Origin of the sequence: Sporosarcina sp. ANT_H38 (genome assembly GCF_008369195.1) — a bacterium.
In the GTDB taxonomy this organism is placed as follows: Bacteria; Bacillota; Bacilli; order Bacillales_A; family Planococcaceae; genus Sporosarcina.
Genome location: NZ_VOBC01000004.1, coordinates 212,538 through 233,443, shown reverse-complemented (window position 1 = coordinate 233,443; position 20,906 = coordinate 212,538). Strand labels below are relative to the sequence as shown.

At 37.7% G+C, this 20,906-nt stretch carries 20 protein-coding genes and 1 pseudogene; 16 read left to right on the top strand and 5 right to left on the bottom strand.

Going from position 1 to position 20,906, the window contains the following annotated elements:
• Positions 1 to 346 precede the first annotated feature (346 nt).
• Positions 347 to 712, bottom strand: coding sequence for an SLAP domain-containing protein (locus FQ087_RS19205; RefSeq protein ID WP_149582223.1), 366 nt, complete (start codon positions 710 to 712; stop codon positions 347 to 349).
• 776 nt (positions 713 to 1,488) lie between these two features.
• Here FQ087_RS19205 and FQ087_RS19200 point away from each other — a divergent pair.
• The 4 genes from FQ087_RS19200 to FQ087_RS19185 all read left to right on the top strand — a co-directional run bounded on the left by FQ087_RS19200 (position 1,489) and on the right by FQ087_RS19185 (position 4,459).
• Complete coding sequence (locus FQ087_RS19200) at positions 1,489 to 2,043, top strand: GNAT family N-acetyltransferase (protein WP_149582222.1); 555 nt, start codon at positions 1,489 to 1,491, stop codon at positions 2,041 to 2,043.
• A gap of 816 nt (positions 2,044 to 2,859) precedes the next feature.
• Complete coding sequence (locus FQ087_RS19195; protein WP_149582221.1) at positions 2,860 to 3,204, top strand: cupin domain-containing protein; 345 nt, start codon at positions 2,860 to 2,862, stop codon at positions 3,202 to 3,204.
• A 316-nt stretch (positions 3,205 to 3,520) separates the two neighbouring features.
• Positions 3,521 to 4,213 carry a hypothetical protein gene (locus tag FQ087_RS19190; RefSeq protein ID WP_149582220.1) on the top strand — a complete coding sequence of 231 codons (693 nt, stop codon included), beginning with the start codon at positions 3,521 to 3,523 and terminating at the stop codon, positions 4,211 to 4,213.
• 15 nt (positions 4,214 to 4,228) lie between these two features.
• Positions 4,229 to 4,459, top strand: a complete 231-nt coding sequence (locus tag FQ087_RS19185; RefSeq protein ID WP_149582219.1) for a hypothetical protein — start codon at positions 4,229 to 4,231, stop codon at positions 4,457 to 4,459.
• 144 nt (positions 4,460 to 4,603) lie between these two features.
• On the opposite strand, the pseudogene FQ087_RS19180 reads toward FQ087_RS19185, so the two are convergent.
• Positions 4,604 to 4,912, bottom strand: a pseudogene (locus tag FQ087_RS19180) (recombinase family protein); the annotation flags it as partial.
• Entirely contained in the window at positions 4,876 to 5,223 is a 348-nt protein-coding gene (locus FQ087_RS19175) for a hypothetical protein (protein ID WP_149582217.1), read from the bottom strand. The pseudogene FQ087_RS19180 and the gene FQ087_RS19175, both read right to left, overlap by 37 nt.
• Positions 5,224 to 5,383: 160 nt before the next feature.
• Here FQ087_RS19175 and FQ087_RS19170 point away from each other — a divergent pair, with 160 nt between their 5' ends.
• Positions 5,384 to 6,154, top strand: coding sequence for an HAD-IIB family hydrolase (locus FQ087_RS19170; RefSeq protein WP_149582216.1), 771 nt, complete (start codon positions 5,384 to 5,386; stop codon positions 6,152 to 6,154).
• A 731-nt stretch (positions 6,155 to 6,885) separates the two neighbouring features.
• On the opposite strand, the gene FQ087_RS23155 is transcribed toward FQ087_RS19170, so the two are convergent.
• Positions 6,886 to 7,014 (bottom strand): hypothetical protein, encoded by a 129-nt coding sequence (locus FQ087_RS23155; protein WP_255452453.1) that lies wholly within the window; start codon positions 7,012 to 7,014, stop codon positions 6,886 to 6,888.
• A 930-nt stretch (positions 7,015 to 7,944) separates the two neighbouring features.
• Between FQ087_RS23155 and FQ087_RS19165 the strand changes: the two genes are divergently transcribed.
• The 4 genes from FQ087_RS19165 (at position 7,945) to FQ087_RS19150 (ending at position 11,342) form a co-directional block, all read left to right on the top strand.
• Entirely contained in the window at positions 7,945 to 8,721 is a 777-nt protein-coding gene (locus FQ087_RS19165) for a conserved phage C-terminal domain-containing protein (RefSeq protein WP_149582215.1), read from the top strand.
• A 3-nt stretch (positions 8,722 to 8,724) separates the two neighbouring features.
• Entirely contained in the window at positions 8,725 to 10,023 is a 1,299-nt protein-coding gene (locus FQ087_RS19160) for a replicative DNA helicase (protein ID WP_149582214.1), read from the top strand.
• Between the two features lie 221 nt (positions 10,024 to 10,244).
• Positions 10,245 to 10,712 carry a hypothetical protein gene (locus FQ087_RS19155; RefSeq protein WP_149582213.1) on the top strand — a complete coding sequence of 156 codons (468 nt, stop codon included), beginning with the start codon at positions 10,245 to 10,247 and terminating at the stop codon, positions 10,710 to 10,712.
• Positions 10,713 to 10,838: 126 nt separating this feature from the next.
• The gene (locus FQ087_RS19150; protein ID WP_149582212.1) at positions 10,839 to 11,342 is read left to right on the top strand and encodes an LURP-one-related/scramblase family protein; all 504 of its coding nucleotides are present in this window, start codon (positions 10,839 to 10,841) and stop codon (positions 11,340 to 11,342) included.
• Between the two features lie 61 nt (positions 11,343 to 11,403).
• Here the strand turns inward: FQ087_RS19150 and FQ087_RS19145 are convergent, their stop codons facing one another.
• Positions 11,404 to 12,222: an MBL fold metallo-hydrolase gene (locus tag FQ087_RS19145; RefSeq protein WP_149582211.1), complete on the bottom strand. Its 819-nt coding sequence runs from the start codon at positions 12,220 to 12,222 to the stop codon at positions 11,404 to 11,406.
• An 840-nt stretch (positions 12,223 to 13,062) separates the two neighbouring features.
• On the opposite strand from FQ087_RS19145, the gene FQ087_RS19140 reads away from it, so the two are divergent.
• From FQ087_RS19140 to FQ087_RS19110, 7 genes are all read left to right on the top strand, one after another.
• Positions 13,063 to 13,872 (top strand): NUDIX domain-containing protein, encoded by an 810-nt coding sequence (locus FQ087_RS19140; RefSeq protein WP_149582210.1) that lies wholly within the window; start codon positions 13,063 to 13,065, stop codon positions 13,870 to 13,872.
• A 183-nt stretch (positions 13,873 to 14,055) separates the two neighbouring features.
• The gene (locus tag FQ087_RS19135; RefSeq protein WP_255452452.1) at positions 14,056 to 14,964 is read left to right on the top strand and encodes a cysteine hydrolase family protein; all 909 of its coding nucleotides are present in this window, start codon (positions 14,056 to 14,058) and stop codon (positions 14,962 to 14,964) included.
• Positions 14,965 to 15,047: 83 nt separating this feature from the next.
• Complete coding sequence (locus tag FQ087_RS19130; protein ID WP_149582209.1) at positions 15,048 to 16,514, top strand: nicotinate phosphoribosyltransferase; 1,467 nt, start codon at positions 15,048 to 15,050, stop codon at positions 16,512 to 16,514.
• Between the two features lie 228 nt (positions 16,515 to 16,742).
• On the top strand, positions 16,743 to 17,363 hold the full coding sequence (gene nadD / locus FQ087_RS19125; protein WP_255452470.1) for a nicotinate (nicotinamide) nucleotide adenylyltransferase: 621 nt from the start codon (positions 16,743 to 16,745) through the stop codon (positions 17,361 to 17,363).
• 584 nt (positions 17,364 to 17,947) lie between these two features.
• Positions 17,948 to 18,631 (top strand): response regulator transcription factor, encoded by a 684-nt coding sequence (locus FQ087_RS19120; protein ID WP_149582208.1) that lies wholly within the window; start codon positions 17,948 to 17,950, stop codon positions 18,629 to 18,631.
• Positions 18,631 to 19,797, top strand: a complete 1,167-nt coding sequence (locus FQ087_RS19115; protein ID WP_149582207.1) for a sensor histidine kinase — start codon at positions 18,631 to 18,633, stop codon at positions 19,795 to 19,797. The genes FQ087_RS19120 and FQ087_RS19115 overlap by 1 nt, the downstream gene beginning before the upstream one ends.
• A 411-nt stretch (positions 19,798 to 20,208) precedes the next feature.
• Positions 20,209 to 20,601, top strand: coding sequence for a hypothetical protein (locus FQ087_RS19110; RefSeq protein WP_149582206.1), 393 nt, complete (start codon positions 20,209 to 20,211; stop codon positions 20,599 to 20,601).
• The last annotated feature ends 305 nt before the right edge of the window (positions 20,602 to 20,906 follow it).

The following is a 20,906-nucleotide window of genomic DNA, read 5'->3' as shown; positions in this document are numbered from 1 at the left end:
TAATGTCAATTTAAGACGATTCCGAAGTGATGGTATTCTCGTAGGATATCAATTTTATGAAAACACTGCTAGTATACTATTTTGAAAGAGAGAGTTTCGACTCCTGTCGTCTCCAAGTGGAAGGTGAGCATTGGTGAATTGCAATTAGTAAAGGGTGTCTTGCTGAATTTGAGTAAATGAAAAAGGGTTATCCATAAGTCGTTTTTATCGACTTATGGATAACCCTTTTTACTATTCCTGTTTTTGTGCAGACTGAGCTGGTCATTTCATCAAGCGTAATCCAAAAGCTTTCAAGTGCTTGTTCTGAAATGTTGAATAGGTGTTGCCTAGTAGCTCTCATTTTGTATTAATTCCAAATCGAATACTGAGGATCTGCAGTTGTTTCATTTGTTTCTGAGAATATAAACGTCCATGGCATAGACGTATTTCCGGCAATTTCACAAGGTAAGCTAAACGCTGCATTGGCCAGTTGTTTGTCTTGTTCATAGTAGGAAATGACGGTATTGTGTAAGCGGAAATTTATGTCCTCAAAATTGTGAATGAGTACGGTAATCAGCTGTTCACCTTTATGATTGCGAGCTTTCCTGAAAAATGACAAATGGACGCCGTCTTGTAGCTGTTTTGTTTGTTGCTGGAAATGATACATAATTTTTTCACGATCAATAGGAGCAATTGTTTTGTCCCATGCAGATTCAAAATAGAGCCTTTGCATCGTCGTAGCCCCCTCATTCAATTCGTTTTTGCTCCTTGATGAACGCCGTCATCAATCGCTACATAGTTCTTCTCATTACCTTCCGTTACCATTCACTATATTAATAATAGCATAATTGTTTGGAGTCAAATGTTCCTTAGTATAATGAGCTTCATGACCTGATTACAGCTAATGAAATGTACCATCCTCGAGATAGTTTTTACGACTCTATAATTCATGGATTATTAAAGATTATAAACCATATTTTAGGTAATGAATAATGTTATACTTGTTATGCGAATTTGATTGGTTTTCAATAAGGTCAATATTCCGTGAACTTTCCAGATTGCTGAAGAATTTGCTAAGGTATTTGTGTTTACCTTGGAGCAGCAACTTTAGATTTAAAAAGGGGATGTTCTCCAAAATGGAGTAGTGGAAGCCATTTTGTTGTCATTTTACTACCCGGGGGAAAAGGTACTCATATTGCATTGGGGCAGGGGAAGAGAATTTTTCTTCATTCTCCAGATAGCGCTTTAAACAACTTTGAAACAACAATCACTTTTTATCATTTAACTTAAGTAGAAAAATGTTATGGAGCTCTTGATGAGTTATTAGAACTGGTTACTGCAGCTAAGGTTTACAAATATTAATGACGCATTTCCAGGGATCTGAGCCTAGTCAGTATTAGGATTGAATCATGCAGGAAACAAAAAAGTACGAAGAATATTAAAAGGTATTAATTGTTTAAATGAAAACTTACATATATGTTTTTATGTCTATTTTAAAAGGAGAAGCTTATGAAAATTGATGTTCGTTTAACAGATAAAAGTGAAGCATATATTATAAAAAACTTATATCCTTTATACCTTTATGACCTTTCTGGACATTATGGTAGAATCCCGAATGTTCACGGGATATATGAGGATAGTGACGATTTTCGAACATTAAGTGATCAGTATGAAGTTCAAAATATTTGGTGGGAAAAGCCAGAAGTTTTATTCCCCTATGTAATTTTAGTAGATGGGATACCAGCAGGGTTTATCCTAATAGCAACCCCACCACATTGTAATAAAGGAATTGACTATTTTGTAAATGAGTTCTTTTTAATTCAATCATTAAGAGGGAAAGGTATTGCTGAAAGAGCAGCAAATATAGTATTTGACCAATTTATAGGGAAATGGGAGTTGTTTACTAACCCATTAGAACAAAACAGTGCTGGACAAAAATTTTGGAGGAGGTCAATATCGAATTACACTGATGGAGTCTACACTGAGATAAACGGGGAAACGTTTGATGGACAAAAGACTGTTTTTCGATTTGATAATTCCGGAAAAAAATTGATTTCAAAATAGCTTATTTTAATAATGGGTAGTGTTGTTTAAATAGACTATGATTTTCCATAAACGGGCGCGATTACTGTCTAAGCGATTGCATCCATATCGCACAAACGGCCCATTTAGTTGAACAAGCGTAAATAATTTCATAGACCTTATTTAGATGGAATTAGCATTAATTAGGGGGCGGGAATGAGTGGAATTAGAGGGATAATCTTAGAAGGATACTCGAATACTGGAACTGAGCCCGTTTTTAAAGATCCAGATAACAATGGCCAACGTACGTAAAGTAAGCAACAAGTTGAACGTATTGCATTTTTAGATGAAGTCATTAAAGACCAAAGGAAACGGTAGATTCATCGCACCGATCCAAAAGAAATGGAAAAGTTGCTTTTGGAGAAGTTACACGAATTGAAAGCAAAGAATTAATTGTTCTTCCCACAATACTTGAATCTTTTCAAGAATTGTTAATCCAACAAAATAAAGAAATGAATGCCATGCAGGCAATGGTTGATGAATTGGTAAAAGGACAATTGGAGTTGAAAAGTCATATCGAGGAGTCTTTTCCGGGACGGTTACAACTGGAAGAACACGACAGAGAACAATTGTTACGTCTAAAGTAAACTGTGGCAAGTCGAAAAAAAGAATTGGACATGGCTGAAACCGCTGCGACGGAAGAAGAGGGAAATATAGGTTTTTCGCTCGTTTTTTAAAAAGCGGTGAAAAGTATTGAAAGTTGCCTGTTCTTGTTCAACTAACGGGTTAGTTCAATAAGAGTTCCGTAAAGTTTTAAAAAAGTATAATAAAGAATACATAATTATGGGTGGTGAATATATGGAAATTTTAAGGTTTGGAAAAGAGATAGCTCAAGAAATTAGTAATTACAACTCTATATCTGCTTTCTATTCAAAGCTAATGAAAACAGAGTCACCTACTAATATAGGTTTTATTTACATAGAGAAAGGCGGTATTGTTGGCTACCATAAAGCACCTGTACCCCAGCTATTCTTAATAGTAGAAGGCGAAGGATGGGTGGAAGGAGAAGACCGAAAAAGAGTAATGGTGAAAAAAGGATTGGGGATATTCTGGGATAAAGGAGAAGGGCATATTAGCGGAAGTGAAACGGGATTAACCGCGTTAGTTCTTCAATCAGATGAATTGGAAAACCCATTAAAATAGAGATTTAATAAATGGTTTAAAAGCAATTTTTTATGGAACTTCTTATTGTACTAACTGCAGCTTTAGTTGAAGAACATTAAATAAGAAAGGTCTATTTCTTGTAAGAGAAATAGACCTTTCTAAGTGTGTATGCTGCATGTGCTTCTAGTTGACATAACGCCCGTTCACGGAAATAGTTAACTCCATTACGCAATAAGAAAAGCTGTCATTAGAGGCAGCTAAGTCTATTAAAATAATAGTATATTTGCATTATTAAATAGTTATGTATATAATATTTAATAATACAAATATTTCACATTAAAGGGGAAACATAACCATGAATACCAGTATTACCAAGAAAAAAATATTATCTTTTCTACTCGTTTTATCTATAATTTTTACTTCAGCAATCTCTCCATTTGATTTTGCATATGCAGTAAACACTTCAGAAGATGATAATAATCTAGATACTCAAATCACAGAACAAATTAGAGTGGTAGATGATGGTCTTTACATCAACGATACTTTCTACTCTAAAGAAGAATTTGAAGAATTACTAGAACAAGCAGTATATGCTGAAAATGGTAATGAAATTAATAGTTTAGCCATAACTGGAGCTCTAGCAGGCTCATGGGTTATTCCTGGTGTAGGACCAATTGTCGTCACTACCGCTGGCGTTATTATAATTGGTGGTGCAGTTATTGCAGCAGGTACTTGGGCTTATAACGCAGTAGACGCTTTTTTTGCCGAAAGAGCTTATAAAGGACACAAAGAAGATGGAACTAAAACTGACGGCCACACAGTAGACAATAATCCAAGTAAATTACCTAAGACTGGAACTCCTCGTACTAGTCGAGATAGAACTGCAGATGGCTCGTGGAACGGAAAAGTTCTTCAAAGAAGATACTATGATAAAAACGGAAATGCGGACTTAGATATTGACTATACTAATCACGGAAACCCAAAAGCTCATCCCAAAGTACCTCATAGACATGACTGGAATGGTAACACCCGAGGTACGGGGTATTAAAAAGGAGATAAATATATGACGGAAAAAGAATACTTAGAATTCAAAAGCATCATCGCGATGGGTGATGAACTAAACTTTCATTATAAAGACGATGAATATTGGATAAGTCATAATCCTGGTAAATCTTATCTATCAAGAACTAAAGATCACTATTCTCAAGAATTTAATGGATATGAAGAACTCTTTGAAAAAGCAACAATAGAAGGAATAAGAATCTCTGAAATATATCCAAAATTAAAATGGTGAAATAAACTTTTTTAAATGCTCAAAACAGAATGGCTGTCAAACGAAAATTCGTTTGACAGCCATTCTGTTTACTTTTTGGTCGCCAAAACCCTTTGATAATCTGAAAGTGATTTCTTTGCCATTATTAACCTCCCCTTTAGCTACTTCTCTTTTGGCACGGATTAGTGTGCTTTTAAAAATCCCTGAAATTACTTCTACTTGCGTATAGGAATTCGTTTCCAATAGCTGTAAAGCGTGTGCTACTTGATTTTTAGTGAATTTCTTCGGTCTACCTTCACGGAAATCAGGATTCTGCTTCGCAATGGTTTTCCCCTCTGCTAATCGTTCAACTATCATATCCCTGTCAAATTCCGCAATAGTTGATAACATTCTTAAAATTAATCTGCCCATTGATGTATCTTCTACAAGTCCCATATTTAATATGTGAACCTTGATTCCTTTTGAAAATAATTCTTCGGAGCATCCATATACATTAGCCAATTTGAGTAAAAAGTAGATAATATTTCTTTGTTATATTCAGAAGTATCCAACTTTTGAATAAAGTCACCTTTTCTATTCGCTTTGAACCTTTTGTCTTTTAATAAAGATTGAATTAAATCGTATTTAAACACCAACCACGCTTTTAATTCGTCATCCCAAAATAATCCTTCTTCGTTAAGCATTTCTTCGTAAAAACTATACCTACATTCTGATATTTTCTCAATAGAATTTGAAACTGTTCTTTTTTCAGCTGTTCTAGTTGCCGATAGCGAATTCGTCCACATTACCCCCTAATTTTACTTTTTATTGCAAATGCATAGTGAAATATAACACGATAAGTGTATAATAAGACATAATATTAAAGTTTTTTACAAAGAGTTGTTTTTCACATTAATAAGTGAATAATTATAGATGACCATATAAGACCTAGGGGTGATATATTCAATGAATTTTATATTTGATATAGATGGAACAATATGTTTTAAAGGAAAACCAATATCAGAAAAAATTTTAAATTCGCTTGAAAGTCTTAAAGCGAATGGGCATAATGTAATTTTTGCTTCAGCAAGACCAATTAGAGATATGTTACCTGTGATAGATCACAAGTTTCACAGTTACACTATGATAGGTGGTAATGGCTCTTTAATTTCGGTTGATGGGAATATACTATATTCTAATTCTTTTACTGACGTACAAAGAAATTCTATAAGTAATATATTAGATGAATATAATGCTACATATTTAATTGATGGAGAATGGGACTATACATATACGGGTCCTTTAGATCATCCTATTTTGAATAATCTTGATCCCTTAAAATTAGCAAAAAATATAAATACTTTACAACATAAATCCATTGTTAAAATATTGATTTTAACGTCAGATGATATGGACAGAATGACAGATTCTATTCTTAAATTGGATGTAGTTATTCATAAACACGGAAATGAAAATGTGATAGACATAAGCCCTAAGGGGATTCATAAGTGGAGTGCTCTCAATAAATTGGGAATTGAAAAAGGAGATTATGTAGCTTATGGAAATGATGCAAATGATATCTCTATGTTTATGAATGCTGCATACTCGATTATGGTTGGTGATCATAAGGAATTATCCAAACATGCTTCAGAGTCGATTCCACTTAGCAATAACACAGAAGATGATATAATTAAAAAGATAAATCTTTTATCTACAATCAATTCTGTAACCATTTAACACTTTTAAACTAAGGTGATTCAATTAAAACAGTAAAATTTATATATTCCTTTTAAGAATAGTTGAGGTGCGAAAGGTTCACCACGCGCCTCTCCTTTCGGAAATATCCGAGATCATAGATACGCCGAGCAGGTAATTTCACTTAATTATTAAGTCCTCCATTCTCGATTGGAGGACTTTTTCAGCTTATCTAAAAATATATATATTATTTATACATACTTAGTTGACATAACGCCGGTTCTCGGCAGTTGAACCAGACAGGTAACCCCTTGTGATGCCTCCGTCACCCTCCTATGGCCCTTCCCTTTCGTTATGCTGAATATACATCGTTGAATTAACGGGCTTTCTGGTGAACGCTAGACAGGTCTAAATGTAGACGGGTTGCAAGATAAGGTCCTTGAACAGTTGGAGGAAAACATTGAAGCTCCTCAGTGTTTGTTTCCTATTAATCTAACACAACAGGTCCAAAAACGGTGTTGTGTTGGGTTCAAAACAACGAAAGAAAGACAACTCAAAGAAAAAGTGACCAAAATCCCATAGTATCAGGGTTTTAGTCACTTTCGCGAAACTAACATATTTATATTGAGTTAGATTAAAAAACTTGTAAGGGGGTGTTCATCTTAATCACCTACAGGTTAACTTATCCTGCATAGTCCGTAAAATGGCGCCCGAGATTATTGAAATTGATTAACACGCATTTTGAATTAAATCTAATCCAAAATGCGTGTTTCTTATTTGTTTGCTATTTTACGTAGTAAATAAAATGCATAGATAATTGTTGGGATAACCCCAATGTATAGAATCATATCGATTATTCCAGCAATCGCGTATAGTGTAGAAATTGCTATTTCAGCAGTCATTTTAGCTCTCCTTTACTTAAATTCAGTCAGCGTATTTAAAACGAAAACGTACGCTGTTTTTTTAGAGTTATCTATACTTTCAAGTTTGATGGAAGATCGTATTTCAATGTATCCATTAGTTAATTTTCCGGTTAATTTATTATGAAGCCATTCCATTGATAGTATGTCCCACAGCAGTAGCATTCGCAGTAGTAACTTCTGTACCAGCTGCATAAACATCACCTAGGTCTGTACCCTTAGATCCAGCAGTTGATAGATAGCGCATTTTCGAAATAGGAGAAAAAATTATTAATAAAGATAAAAATAGTAAGCCGATTTTCTCGTTTTTTTACTCCTTTTATACTTTCTTACTATTTGGCAATTGAAATAAAAACTGATAAAAAAGATTGGGATTTCTAAGCAAAATAGATTTGCTTTTTCAACTAACGGGCAAGATTGTTGAAGATCATAAGCCTAATTCCTCTTTCAAGATACGAAGGAATTAGGCTTATTTATTGTTTAGGAAACTATAAAATCTCGTACTTTGGATAAGTTGATACATAGGGATTTGTCTTCTAGACTGCAGCGCCTAGCCCCACGAGTCTATACAGGATTATGGGGAAAGGCAAAGAGCGCCTTTACTCACAATCCTTCCACCTTATCGTGTCTGATCAGGCACTTGCACCTTTGTTCTCTTTCAAAATCCTTAACGTTGTAAATTTACACTTTCTTGAATTTACCCCATTGGTAAACTCATTGGCAACGAGTGGTAAAAACATAGCAGAAGTGGTTCATTCTTAATGTCGTAATCATTACCAACGTGAATAAAAAAATAAATTTTATCATTTTGTCTCCTTTTTCGTATGAATTGTCTATATAAAGAGTGAAGGCATCTTTCGTTAAGGCAAAAGACGTCGTGCTGTGGTCAGAAAACACAAAGGAGGATTCGTGATGAATTTATTAATAAAAGAGTCGCCGCTTCAGGTGCTTCCATCGCTCGCGATGCAAGTTGGGTTGAACGAGGCTATGGTACTCCAGCAACTGCATTTTAGATCGCTCATCTCGAACAATATTCGGGATGGGCATAAGTGGGTTTACAAAACATATGAAGAGTGGAAAAGTGACGAATTCCCATTTTGGTCTGTCGATACAATTAAAAGAGCGATTCGTAGACTGGAAGTTAAAGGGTATATCATTGCAACCTCTTCGTATAATCGAATGAAAATGGACAAGACGAAATGGTACCGCATTGATTATACAAAACTTCAACTTGAAACGGAGCAACATGCAACATTGCCGACAGCAAAATCAGCTCAAGAGGAAGTGCGAATTGCCCCCTCTACAGAAGGCAAAATGCCCCTAGCAATAACCAAAGAGAATAAAAGTATTAAAAAAGACCTTGTCGAGAACGATCTCGACGTTGTGTCTGTCATTGACTATTTAAATGACAAAGCTTGCAAGCAATTTAAAGCGTCTTCGAAGGTGACTGCACGATTGGTGAAAGGGCGTTTCAGTGACGGATATACAGTGGCGGATTGTAAAAAGGTCATTGATACGAAAGCTAAGAACTGGCTGGGTGATCGACATTGGCAGAAGTATTTACGCCCTTCCACGCTATTCAATGCGACGAATTTTGAAAATTATTTGGAAGAATCAAGGGACAGCGAGTCGCCAGAAAGCAGGCCACCAAAGCCATTCGAATTAGACTTTAGCAAAGGGGAGGTGTAAAGGATGGATCGTCATGAGCAGATTGAAAAAAGTGTGTTAGGAACGATGTTGGCTGAGAATTATTTAATCGTCGATAGTGATGTGTTACAAGATTTTTTCATCAGTCAAATCCACAAAAATATTTTTGGTTGCATGCAGGCGTTACTGGCAAAAAAACGTCCCGTCGATTATGTGACGCTACTGACGATGATGGAGCCCGTGCTACTTGGCGGCGCAAATTACTTGGCTGAACTGGCGGATTTTGCAAGCCCGACGAAGTTTGACCGTTATGTTGACATGATGTGTGAGGCATGGAAAAATCGTGAAAAAAACAAGATCCTCATACATGCGAAAGAGGGGGATTGGGAAATTGGAACGATTCAACAAGCGTTTGAGGATCTAGAAAAGAAAGGCAGTGCAGGCCTCGATGCGGGCATTAAAATGGATTTGGTGCGGATGGGCGAAAGACCTTATGAAGAAATGCAGCATGTACCTGGCGTGCCGACTGGATTGTATGATATGGACAAATTACTAGACGGTTTTCAACCTGCCGAATTAATCGTCATTGCTGCGAGACCGTCGATGGGAAAGACTGATACGTTGAACCATTTTGCGCTCCATGCAGGATTAGCGGGATATAAGCCGATTATTTTTTCGCTAGAAATGAGCAGAACGTCGATGATTGACCGGTTCATCGCGATAACGGGCTGCTATAACCGACTGCGTATGCGCAATCCTTACACGCATTTCACGGACAAGCAAAAATCGAACTGGCTCCCGACACTCGCTAGATTGGACGAAGCGAATATTCATATTGATGACCGCGCCGGACTGACAGTGTCCCAAATGCGTGCCGCAGCGAGAAAAATGATACATACGGAGCCAAAGCGAAAACCGATTATTTTCGTCGATTATTTGCAAATTATCCGTGGCGATTCCCCGAGCTATAACCGCACTGAAGTCGTAGGGCAAATTAGTAATGATTTAAAGCAAATGGCAAAAGAATTTGACTGCCCTGTCGTTTGTCTATCCCAGCTAAACCGCGGTGTCGAAATCCGTGACAACAAACGCCCTGTCATGAGCGATTTACGCGACTCGGGTACTATTGAACAAGATGCAGATGTGATCGGTTTTTTATACCGCGACGATTACTACAACAAAGAAACAGACAAGCCAGGCCTGTTAGAAATTAATATAGTAAAACATCGCAATGGCCCCACAGGAACAACAACTGTCCGTTACGTGAAAGAAACAGGCATTCTCCATAACATCGACTGGTCAGAACAAAAGCGCAGGGCGCCTGCTCAGATGCGACAGGCATAAGATGAACCGACGAAGAGGCGATCTTTGCCTCACAGTCGGGTCAGCTATCAAGGAGCGCAGTCTAAGGTCGCCGCGTCCTGCGGCAACGACTGCGTAACTCACATCCTGTGAGTCTCCGAGCATCTGGAGCCCGGAGCCTAGACGACAAATGACTTTGTACAAACTTACCCACAGTACGAGATTTTATAATTTCCTAGACGAAGAGAAGGGGTGGCGTGAACATGGTATCTGTGCAAGAAGTGTTTCAGTTGGCGATTGAAATGGACATGGTGCACTTGGCACATCGGATTTTTTGGGCAATTGCCGAGGGGAAAGTAAAAGTGAAGGAAGATTCCGAGCGACTGGATGCTATCGACTATGACGACGAGGCGATTTCGAAAATGGTTGCACAAAATCAGTTAAGTATTGGCAAGATTAAGCTGTACGTAGCCGAAACAACAATGCCAGATCGATTCGCATTTTATTATAGTGAAAACGTTTTAGATGCGCATGCACTCCATCAGGACATGTTCCGAGAGACACCAAAACGATTGACCAATGCTTCACATTTAATGCCGAAGCTTTTTCATTTTGATGAAACGGATGCTGTGAATATTTTATACTTCCACCGCAACAAAGTTGTTGCGTATCCGTATTATTTAGGGCATGCGCTCGCGGGGGAGCGGGTGTTGGCTCGGATGCGGGCTTGAGTGGGAATAGCAGGACTAAATGTTTTGCTGTTGTTCTAGTAAGTAAGTGAAACGTTTTGTCATCCAATTCGTAGTAGAGATAACAGGTTTTACAAAAAATAGTCTTCTAGTACGAGGAGGGATTACATGAGACAGTTGTATATCAAGCAAAAGGTGTTAAGTCTGAGCGGCAAGTTTTCGGTGAAGGATGCAGAAGAGAATGAAGTGTATTTCGTAGAAGGAAGCTTCATGCAAATACCGAAGAGATTTTCGATTGTGGATGTGGCTAGGCAGGAAGTGGCGATGATCACGAAAAAAACGTTTAGTTTCCTACCGACTTTCTTTGTCGAAGTGCAAGGCCAAGAAACGGTAACGATAAATAAGGAATTTTCTTTTTTTAAAGCACGATACACAATTGATGCGGCAGGGATAGAAGTACGGGGGACTTGGTGGGATATGGATTTCGAAGTGTATCAAAATGGTGCACTGATTGGCTCTGTCAGCAAAAAGTGGTTCACATGGGGCGATAGCTACCAGTTGATAATTCAAGATGATGAGATGGAACCACTTCTTGTGGCGATCGTTGTGGCAATTGACTGCGTAAAGGCAGCGCAGTCTGCTGCTGCGGGTGGGGACGTAGGTGGGGCGTAACGAAACCATTAAAATGTCATTCCGACAAACCCTCTGAGCGCCACAAACAGGTACTTCTTTTTTAATTTTTCGTATGTTCTTGAATTATCGAGTTTATAATGTGCGAAGAGTCCCATTCCCCTAAAGAAAAACGGGTGATGGGATATTTTTTTGGGAAAAGAGTGTTACCAATCCGACTTGGCGGCATTCCATCTTCGTACAGCTTGATTGTTTTTCCTTGGAGTTGTTCTAAATAATCCAACTTTCTTTTTAAAGCGGCACGCCCATCCGCTAAATAGCCAGCATGGGAGCAAAATACATCCTCAAAATCATAAGTCACTACTTTCGTTAAGGAGTCAATAATGGTTGGAATGCTTTCTTCACGTAATACGACCTTTGTCTTTTCCTGGCAATACAAATCTCCAGTGAAAAGTTGACCTGTTTGACGATTTAAGAACGCTACATGATCGATGGCATGACCAGGTGTTTCAATCACATCCCATGTTGCATTCGGCGATGAAAACGAACTTCCAATTACCTTCGCATGAAAAGGACTGCGTTTCCCCCAAAAAAGCTTTCGATACATTGGATAATCCGGTTTCAACGCACAGTAATCACGCATTGTGTCATTCATATATACAGGCAGCTGTAGCTCTTTCTGTAAAAACGCCGCACAGCCTGTATGGTCTTCGTGAAAATGTGTGAGTACCACTTGATCTATATCTTGTTGTTTGAAAAACGGTTTAAATTCCTTTTCCAATGATTTTGCACCCGTGTCAATTAAAACGCCATCCACGACGAAGCAATGAACATTTAATTTTACTCCTTGAAATGCCACTGTACCGTTTCCTATCGCAACGTCATTTATAGTCTGTTGTTTAAAATCCTTTTTTACAAACATAAAATCCCCCCTTATAACATTCCCATTGTTAGATTTTAACATAAAATGAATGAACATTCATTTTATTTCGATGATTTTCATTAAAAATATACTTAAACTTTAACAGTTTGGCATATGAAAAGTAGGGAATATCTATAGCGTTCCAACGCAAACATGACTTAATCTCTCTATTCTTCCTTTCCGAATTAGTATATATGTTGAATTAAAGAATCCCATCGAATCTGCTGTGGCGCTTGGGAATGCCTTTGCAGCGCCTGCACAAGGGTTAGGGTGTTCATTAATATCGAGAGATGTATAGGCTGAGTTTATAAAGTGATTATTAGTTGATACTACTTATATTCAAGACAGACGTACTCAGGTTGCAGATTACATCAAAGCTAACGAAATGTGCTTTCTCAAATAGACCATCCAGCGCAGGCGCGTCTTCGTGGTGGCCGGAGCATTAAGACCGAAAGTGGTCTTCTTTCTGGCTTATCGCGGGAGGCATCCACAAAGCGTCGAAGCGGTATTAGTAGGAATTCCTATATGTCCGAGTATTATGATTTTATTAGTAGCTTCCCAAAAGCCCTTGTAAAGCGCATACAACATATTCATTTGTTACAACATATATATATTGATGAACATGAAAACCAAAATAATATACAGGAAAGCTTTTCTTGCTTTTATTATTCACCTGCTATATAATTCAATTAACAGTTTGATAATTGTTAATTGAAAAGAACATTTTGGGTTTTTAAGCCATAGTATATAGATAGTTACCTGATAAACAATTATGGGCGTCCCTGAGGAAAAAATGAAGGCTCGTCGACAGTTGGCTTAACGCAAAGGAGATGAAATCGGATGTCTAAATTTAAAACAGAAGAAGAAGCACTACAACAGTATGATTCGAGTCAGTACAGAACGCCGGATGGGTATACAAGTGATATCGCGATATTTACGTTAATCCCAAATGAGGAATCGACTGTTGAAAGTGAATCGACCTCTACTCATTCATTAGCTTTGATGTTAATAAAGCGGGCAGCGTTCGATGCAGAAGGTGAACCTAACATCGAAGGCGGAAAATGGGCTTTACCAGGAGGGTTTATCCATCCAGAAGAAACAGCTTACGAAGCGGCTAAGCGGGAACTAAAAGAAGAAACAGGTGTAGACGGCATTCACATCAAACACTATGGTGTGTATGACAAATTAGGTAGAGATAAACGCGGATGGATCATATCTAATGCTCATTACGCAATTGTCACTGAAGAAAACATTGAAAGTAGGGCAGCAGCTGACGACGCTGACGATGTTCAATTATTCACGATAGATGAAGTCTTTGCGTTAGATTTGGCTTTTGACCACTCTCAAGTGATTAAAGATGCTTTGGAAGCCGTTCGAAAAGACGTGTTTCAAACAACGGTAGTTAAAAACTTTTTAACAGAAGAATTCAAGTTGGAAGATTTGCGCCAGGTGTTGCTTGCGATTATTAATGACTCTGTTGTGAATAGTAAGCCTGGGTTCTTTAGGAAAGCCCCGAGTCTGCCTTTTATCGTAGAAGCGTTAGACAAAAACCAAGTTCCTAAAACAGCAGAACCGACAAGCACTACGAAACGACCAACAAAACTATACCGATTTGTAGATGTAGACATTACCCCTTCGATTTGGCGCTAAATTTGTGAATGGGGTATGTATGTGAACTTGTGATTCAATGAAACATGGATGCCTCCTGTTGCAGACAGAAAGGTGTCCAAAGTCTAACGTTGATCAAAGAAACGGTAGTGATTTTTTTCTCTATAACAATTAACAAATGTACAATTGTTAATTTAACTTTAAAGATATAGGAGTGTGTTGACGATGATGAAAACTAAATATGAAGAAATCGTTGATGTTTCAAGGATAGGAAGTGAGAATACGAAGGGATTCAATAAATTAATGGTCCTTGCGAATGCGGAGAAAATGACACCATCAAGAGAAGACGTTGAAAAAGTGTTGTTCATGGGAATTGATTTTCAAAATGACTTTATGGAAAACGGAGAACTAAGTGTCCCAAATTCCCATAAGGATATTGAACGTGTCACTAAGTTCCTTTATCAAAACCTGGATAAGGTGACGACGATTGCCTTGTCGTTAGATACACATGAATTGCATCAAATATTTCATCCAAGTTGGTGGGTAGATGCAGAGGGAAATCATCCTGCTCCATTTACAGTCATCACAAGAGAAGATGTTGAAAAAGGAAAATGGATGGCCGTAGAAAAACAACAAGAAAGCTTAGCATACATTATTCACTTGGAGCGTTTAGGGAAAAAACAATTGTTGATATGGTCTTATCATTGCATTGAAGGGACATATGGCGCCGCCTTAGAAGGTCAGTTTTCGAATATGGTTCACTTTCATTCAGTGATACGGCAGTCCAACATACAAAAAATTGTGAAAGGGCAAGACCCATTAAGCGAAATGTACGGAATCATTAAACCGGAGTATGCCAAAACAGACGGTACAAATTATGCGTTTCTTCATTCCCTACTCGCTTACGATAAAATTGTTATCGCTGGGGAAGCAAAATCTCACTGTGTATTGGAATCCGTTCGTCAGATAGTCGAGTACTACGGAGAAAATCATGATTTGCCATCAAAGATTTATTTATTGGATGACTGTATGAGTCCCATTCCTGGTTTCGAAGAATCAACAGAACATGCATGTAAAGAACTTCAAAAGAATTATGGCGTTCATATTGTGAAATCAACCGAATTTATGTTGTGAAAACGAACAATAAAACGGAATTGTTGTAAGAGATGATGCAGCCAAGAACTAATCAATTTACCTTTATAGAGGAGGAAAATTAAATGACTAAAAAATATCAAGACGAGGGGCTAGCACTACACACGGATTTGTACCAAATTAACATGGCGGAAACGTATTGGGAAGATAATATGCACAACAAACGAGCGGTGTTTGAACTCTATTTTCGCAAGTTGCCTTTTGAAACGGGTTACGGTATTTTTGCAGGATTGGAACGGATCATTGAATTTATTAAAGAGTATCGTTTTACGGAAAGTGATATTGCTTATTTACGAGAAGAATTAGGTTATGAAGAGGATTTCCTAGCATATTTGCAAACGGTGCGCTTTAATGGAACTATTCGATCAATGAAAGAGGGAGAATTGGTTTTCGCGAATGAACCGATTCTACAAGTGGAAGCAAATTTGGCAGAAGCTCAGTTGATAGAGACAGCTCTCTTGAATATCGTGAATTATCAAACACTCATTGCGACGAAAGCAGCACGTATCAAACAAGTGGCAGGAGAACAAACGGTAATGGAATTTGGAACGAGACGTGCACATGAGTTTGATGCGGCGGTGTGGGGAACAAGAGCGGCTTATATAGCTGGATTTTCCACAACGAGTAATGTGAGAGCCGGTAAGATGTTTGGCATCCCTGTGTCTGGAACACACGCACATTCGATGGTTCAAGCGTATAAAGATGAATACAAAGCATTTCATAAATACGCTCGTCGTCATAAAGAGTGTACGTTTTTAGTGGATACTTTTGATACGTTGCGGTCTGGTGTGCCGATAGCGATTCAAGTAGCGAAAGAACTGGGAGATAGCATTAATTTTAATGCGATTCGTTTAGATAGTGGTGACTTGGCTTACTTATCAAAAGAAGCTCGAAAAATGTTGGATAAAGCAGGATTTACAACAACGAAAATCGTTGCTTCAAACGACTTAGATGAAAAAACCATTATGAACTTGAAGGCACAAGGAGCGAAAATTGATATGTGGGGTGTGGGAACAAAAGTGATTACCGCATTTGACCAACCAGCTCTGGGTGCTGTTTATAAATTGGTGGCGATTGAGGATGATAAGGGGAATATGGTTGACACAATTAAAATATCTGGAAATCCAGAGAAAGTAACAACTCCGGGATTGAAGAAAGTGTATCGCATTGTGAACACGGTGAATAATCGTGCCGAGGGTGATTACATTGCTATGATGGATGAGAATCCCCAAGCGGAAGAGAAATTAAAAATGTTTCACCCGACTCATACATTTATCTCGAAGTTTGTGACGAACTTTGAAGCGATCGAATTACACCAAGACATTTTTGTAAAGGGAGAGCTTGTGTATGTGTCCCCATCTATACACGAAATTCAAGCGTATGCTAAAAACAATTTAAACCTCCTGTGGGATGAATATAAGCGTACCTTGAATCCAGAACAGTATCCCGTAGATTTAAGTCAGAAATGTTGGGATAATAAAATGAGAAATATTCGTGAGGAACAAGAAAAAGTACAGGACCTGAATAGCTAATGAAGGTTCAAGACATAAGGGAAATAGTAATGGATAGGGAGGAGGGGCAAGGTGGTCCCTTGACTCCCACTCATCAATCGAAAATGACAAAAAGAAACGGGAAGTAAGCAATAATACGAAACTTACACTTTGGAGGAATGAATTATGATGCAAAAGACAGAAAAACTAAAAGCACATCTTCAAGATCTAAATCCCGGGAAAGATATCGAGAAAATATTTGAAAAAGGCATGAAAATAGGTGTTTATGGTTCTTCATTCGACCCTGTGACCAACGTTCATTTGTGGACAGCCTCAACAGTGGCACATCGTAAAAAATTAGACTATGTTATTTTTCTACCTTCATCAAACAAACGGTTAGATAAACAATTACAAACGCAAAACAAGCATCGAGTGGAAATGGTAAAGTTAGCAATTGACAATAATCCTAAATTCATCTTGGATGATTACGAACTAGATGTATTACCAGGTAATCACTATACGTATTACACAATGGAGTATTTCAAAGAAGCGTTCCCTGATGTAGAGTTTTATTTCATTATGGGTGCTGATTTGTTGGTGGACATCGGAAAGGGAGAATGGCGCTTGGCAGAAGAGTTAATTAGTCGAAATAAATTTATCGTGATGGCTAGAAATGGAATTGATATTCTGAGCACGATTTCGAAATCACCTATTCTGCGAAATCATGATGATGGTAGATTCCAATTGTTAGATAAAGGATTAGCGATGGAAATTAGTTCGACGTATATTCGACAAGAATTTGCAATGGGGGGAGAACCGCAGTATTTATTGCCAGGTTCCTGCTATGAATACATTAAAAATAATGGCCTTTATCAAAAAGTCGTCGACTAAAAATTTGAGGAGGATGGTTAAAAGAAGGCGTGAGGAAGGGGAAGATTATACTACAGTAAGAAATTATATGGGAGTTGTTGGTTGCTCCAACGATTGATGTGAAAGAATAAATTCGTCGAAGTATTGGTTGATGAAAGACTACTTAACGAAGTTTTCATTTTTCGATTCAATGGTGTTAGGGGTATCGGGTGGGCAAGATTCATTGTTTTTTTGTCAAACAAAAAACGTCCATATTAATACGGATGAGCACACTTTATCTTATGTTAACATTAACAAACTAACACAGTAAATCAGAAAAATATGTATGATAATAGTGCAATTCAGAATCGTGCCAGAACAAACTGACTTAAATTGGCGCAATATGTAAGTCTCTACTTTGTAGGTGACACAGCCCACCTTGAATGCAAAGAAGAAATACCCCTTTCGAGTTCGATTCTGGACTTGGAAGGGGTTTTATGTTTGACTACGATTAGGTAGGAAGTATCTTGGTGTCAGAAACAAGAAAATAAATAAGGTGATAATAAGTGCATAACAAAAATGTAACATACACCTATTTTAACTAACGAATACGAGGTGATTACGATATGAGAATTCTTGTTGTTGAAGATGAGTTGGATTTACAGGACGCCATTGCTGAGGGACTTAGAATAGATGGTTATGCAGTCGATACTTGTTGTAATGGCCAAGATGCTTACGAATTGGCATCAGTTGAAAATTACGACTTAATTGTGCTGGACTTGAATCTTCCGCAAATGGACGGATTAGAGGTTTTAGAAAGGATCAGAGAAGAAAAAGCAGAACTGAAAGTCTTAATCCTTAGTGCAAGAAGTGGCATAAATGACATCGTTAATGGTTTAGATATTGGGGCGAATGATTATTTAACTAAACCATTTGAATTTGCGGAATTGGAAGCAAGAATAAGAAATTTACTAAGACGAAAATTTGTACAGGAAAATAACCTTTTGTCATGCGGTGCTATAAAAATGGATTTGTCAAAGCGCATTGCATTTGTAGGTGACAATGAATTACTACTTACCAAAAAGGAATTTGGTTTACTGGAATACTTCCTCCTCAATCAAGAACGAGTGGTCAGTCAAGAGAAATTGATTGAACACATTTGGGATCGACATGCCGATAGCGTTAGTGGTGCGATTCGGGTTCACATAGCAACATTACGAAAAAAGTTGAAAGCTTTTTTAAATTATGATCCAATACGTACAAAGATTGGTGAGGGTTATTTTATGACTAAAAATGATGGTGACGCTTGATGTTTAAAAAAATGCCAATTCGACTGCGACTTACTGCAATGATGGTTATCTTATTAACGATTTGTTGTGTAGGACTTACAGCAATTTTAAATTTTTCTGCTGATAGAATGGTGGAAATAATTGATGCAACCCTTGTATTACCAGCGCAAGAGGTTAGTATAGAGGGCAGTGTTATTGAAAATCCCCCAATGCCATTAACTGTTATTACGCCTACTCCATCTGAGGGTACACAAAGGGCAAAAACTGATTTTCATTATGAAAGTATTTTTTATATGCTTCTCGTCATTGTCGGTGGCGGCGTCTTAACATACTACGTATCGGGCAAAGTGTTAAAACCACTTGATGCACTAAACAGTCAAATTAAGAACAGGACTGTGCATAATCTGGCGGAAACGATGGACATTCCACCAACCAATGATGAAATAGCAGAGCTTACACAGTCTTTTAATGAAATGACGGATAAGTTAAACGATGCTTTTATGATGCAAAGTCGATTTTCAGCTAATGCGGCTCATGAACTTCGAACGCCACTTGCAGTATTAAAAACAAAGGTTGATGTATTCAAAAAGAAAAACGTACATTCCACGGAAGAATATGATGCACTCATTACTGTTTTTGAAAAGCAAATACGGCGATTATCTGAGCTTGTATTCACCCTTTTAGATATGACAAATATGAATGGTGAATTTGAGGATGAATCCATTTGCTTTAAGGATATTTTAGAAGATATTGTTTCCGAACTTACTCATATTGCGGATAAAAAAGATGTTAAACTATATTTGGATTGCGATGAAAGTGTTGTTAACGGAAATACAGACTTACTTTATCGGGCGTTTTATAACCTTGTTGAAAACAGTGTCAAATACAATGTGGACAGAGGACATGTCATGATTCAAGCTAAGTCGGAGAAAAATCAGTTGAAAGTTGAAATCAAAGACACGGGAATTGGTATCCCTGAAGAGATGAAAAATAATATATTTGAGCCGTTTTATCGGGTGGATGCATCACGCTCTCGTGAATTGGGCGGTGTAGGATTGGGACTTTCCATTGTGCAAAGCGTCATAAACAAGCACAAAGGAAAAATTGAAGTTACGGACAATGAAAACGGCGGTACTTGTTTCAAGATCACATTGAGTAAAATAGGTAATCTAAAAGGCTTTGAATGACGGTTATTCCCGTTTATTCAAAGCCTTTTTCACTGCGGATTTTTGAGAAGTATTTCTCTTAACAAGGATTTAACATGGATTGTTATACACTGAGGACATCAAGTAGAAAGGTTGCAGGCTATGCGGATGAAGTCTGTGATAGTACGGACGGTAGGCTTTCTCTTGTGAAGAAAAAAGAAGGTTAAGTCAGATAGGGGGCATGAGTAGTTGAAATAAAGAGTGTATCTAAATCTGTGACTTCATTTGGCCATGGTCACGCCAAAAATTCCGAAACTGTAATATAAGGTAATGGGAAAATTGATGCTTACTAAGATGCCGCCATATTCTCGGCACAATCAGAAGTTATTGTAAGAGTATAGCAGCTGCATAGCGTAGGGCAGAGGCTAAATACATTCTAGGAGGAATTTAAAAATGAAGAAAAAATTAACACTTGCTACACTTATGCTAGGGCTGTCTGTTGTTGCAGGATCTGCATATGCTGCGAGCAACAACGACATGCCGGAAACTACTAAATCCAGTGAAGCTGTCAGCCTAGAAGAAATGGCTAAAGAAAAAGGAATCACGGTAGATGAACTGATTGCTCAGCTTGAAAAAGAAGGAAAGCTGACAAAAGCTGTTGAAACAACTTTGGCTACTGAAGTAACGGAACCTACAAAATCGAGTGAAGCTGTCAGTCTAGAGGAAATGGCTAAAGAAAAAGGAATCACGGTAGATGAACTGATTGCTCAACTTGAAAAAGAAGGAAAGCTTTTGAAGGCTGAAAAAGTAACAGATTCCATGCAAGCAGAAAAAAGTGATAAGTAATATGTAATGAGCAACTGGAGCTATCTTAAAAGTAAACTTCTACTAAGGGGAGCTTTGGAGACAGCTCTATTGTTCGTGAGAAAAGAAAGAAATCAGAATTATAAAAGGTGCCAGTTGCGGACAATGAAAACGGTGGTACTTATTTTAAGATTACTTTACATTAATTTATCAGGATATGTAAAAGGCTTTGAATGGCGATTTTTAACGTCTATTCAAAGCCTTTTTCCCTGCGGATATTTGGGAAGTATTCCTCTTAACAAGGATTTAACATGGATTGTTATACACTGGTGATATCAGGTAGAAAG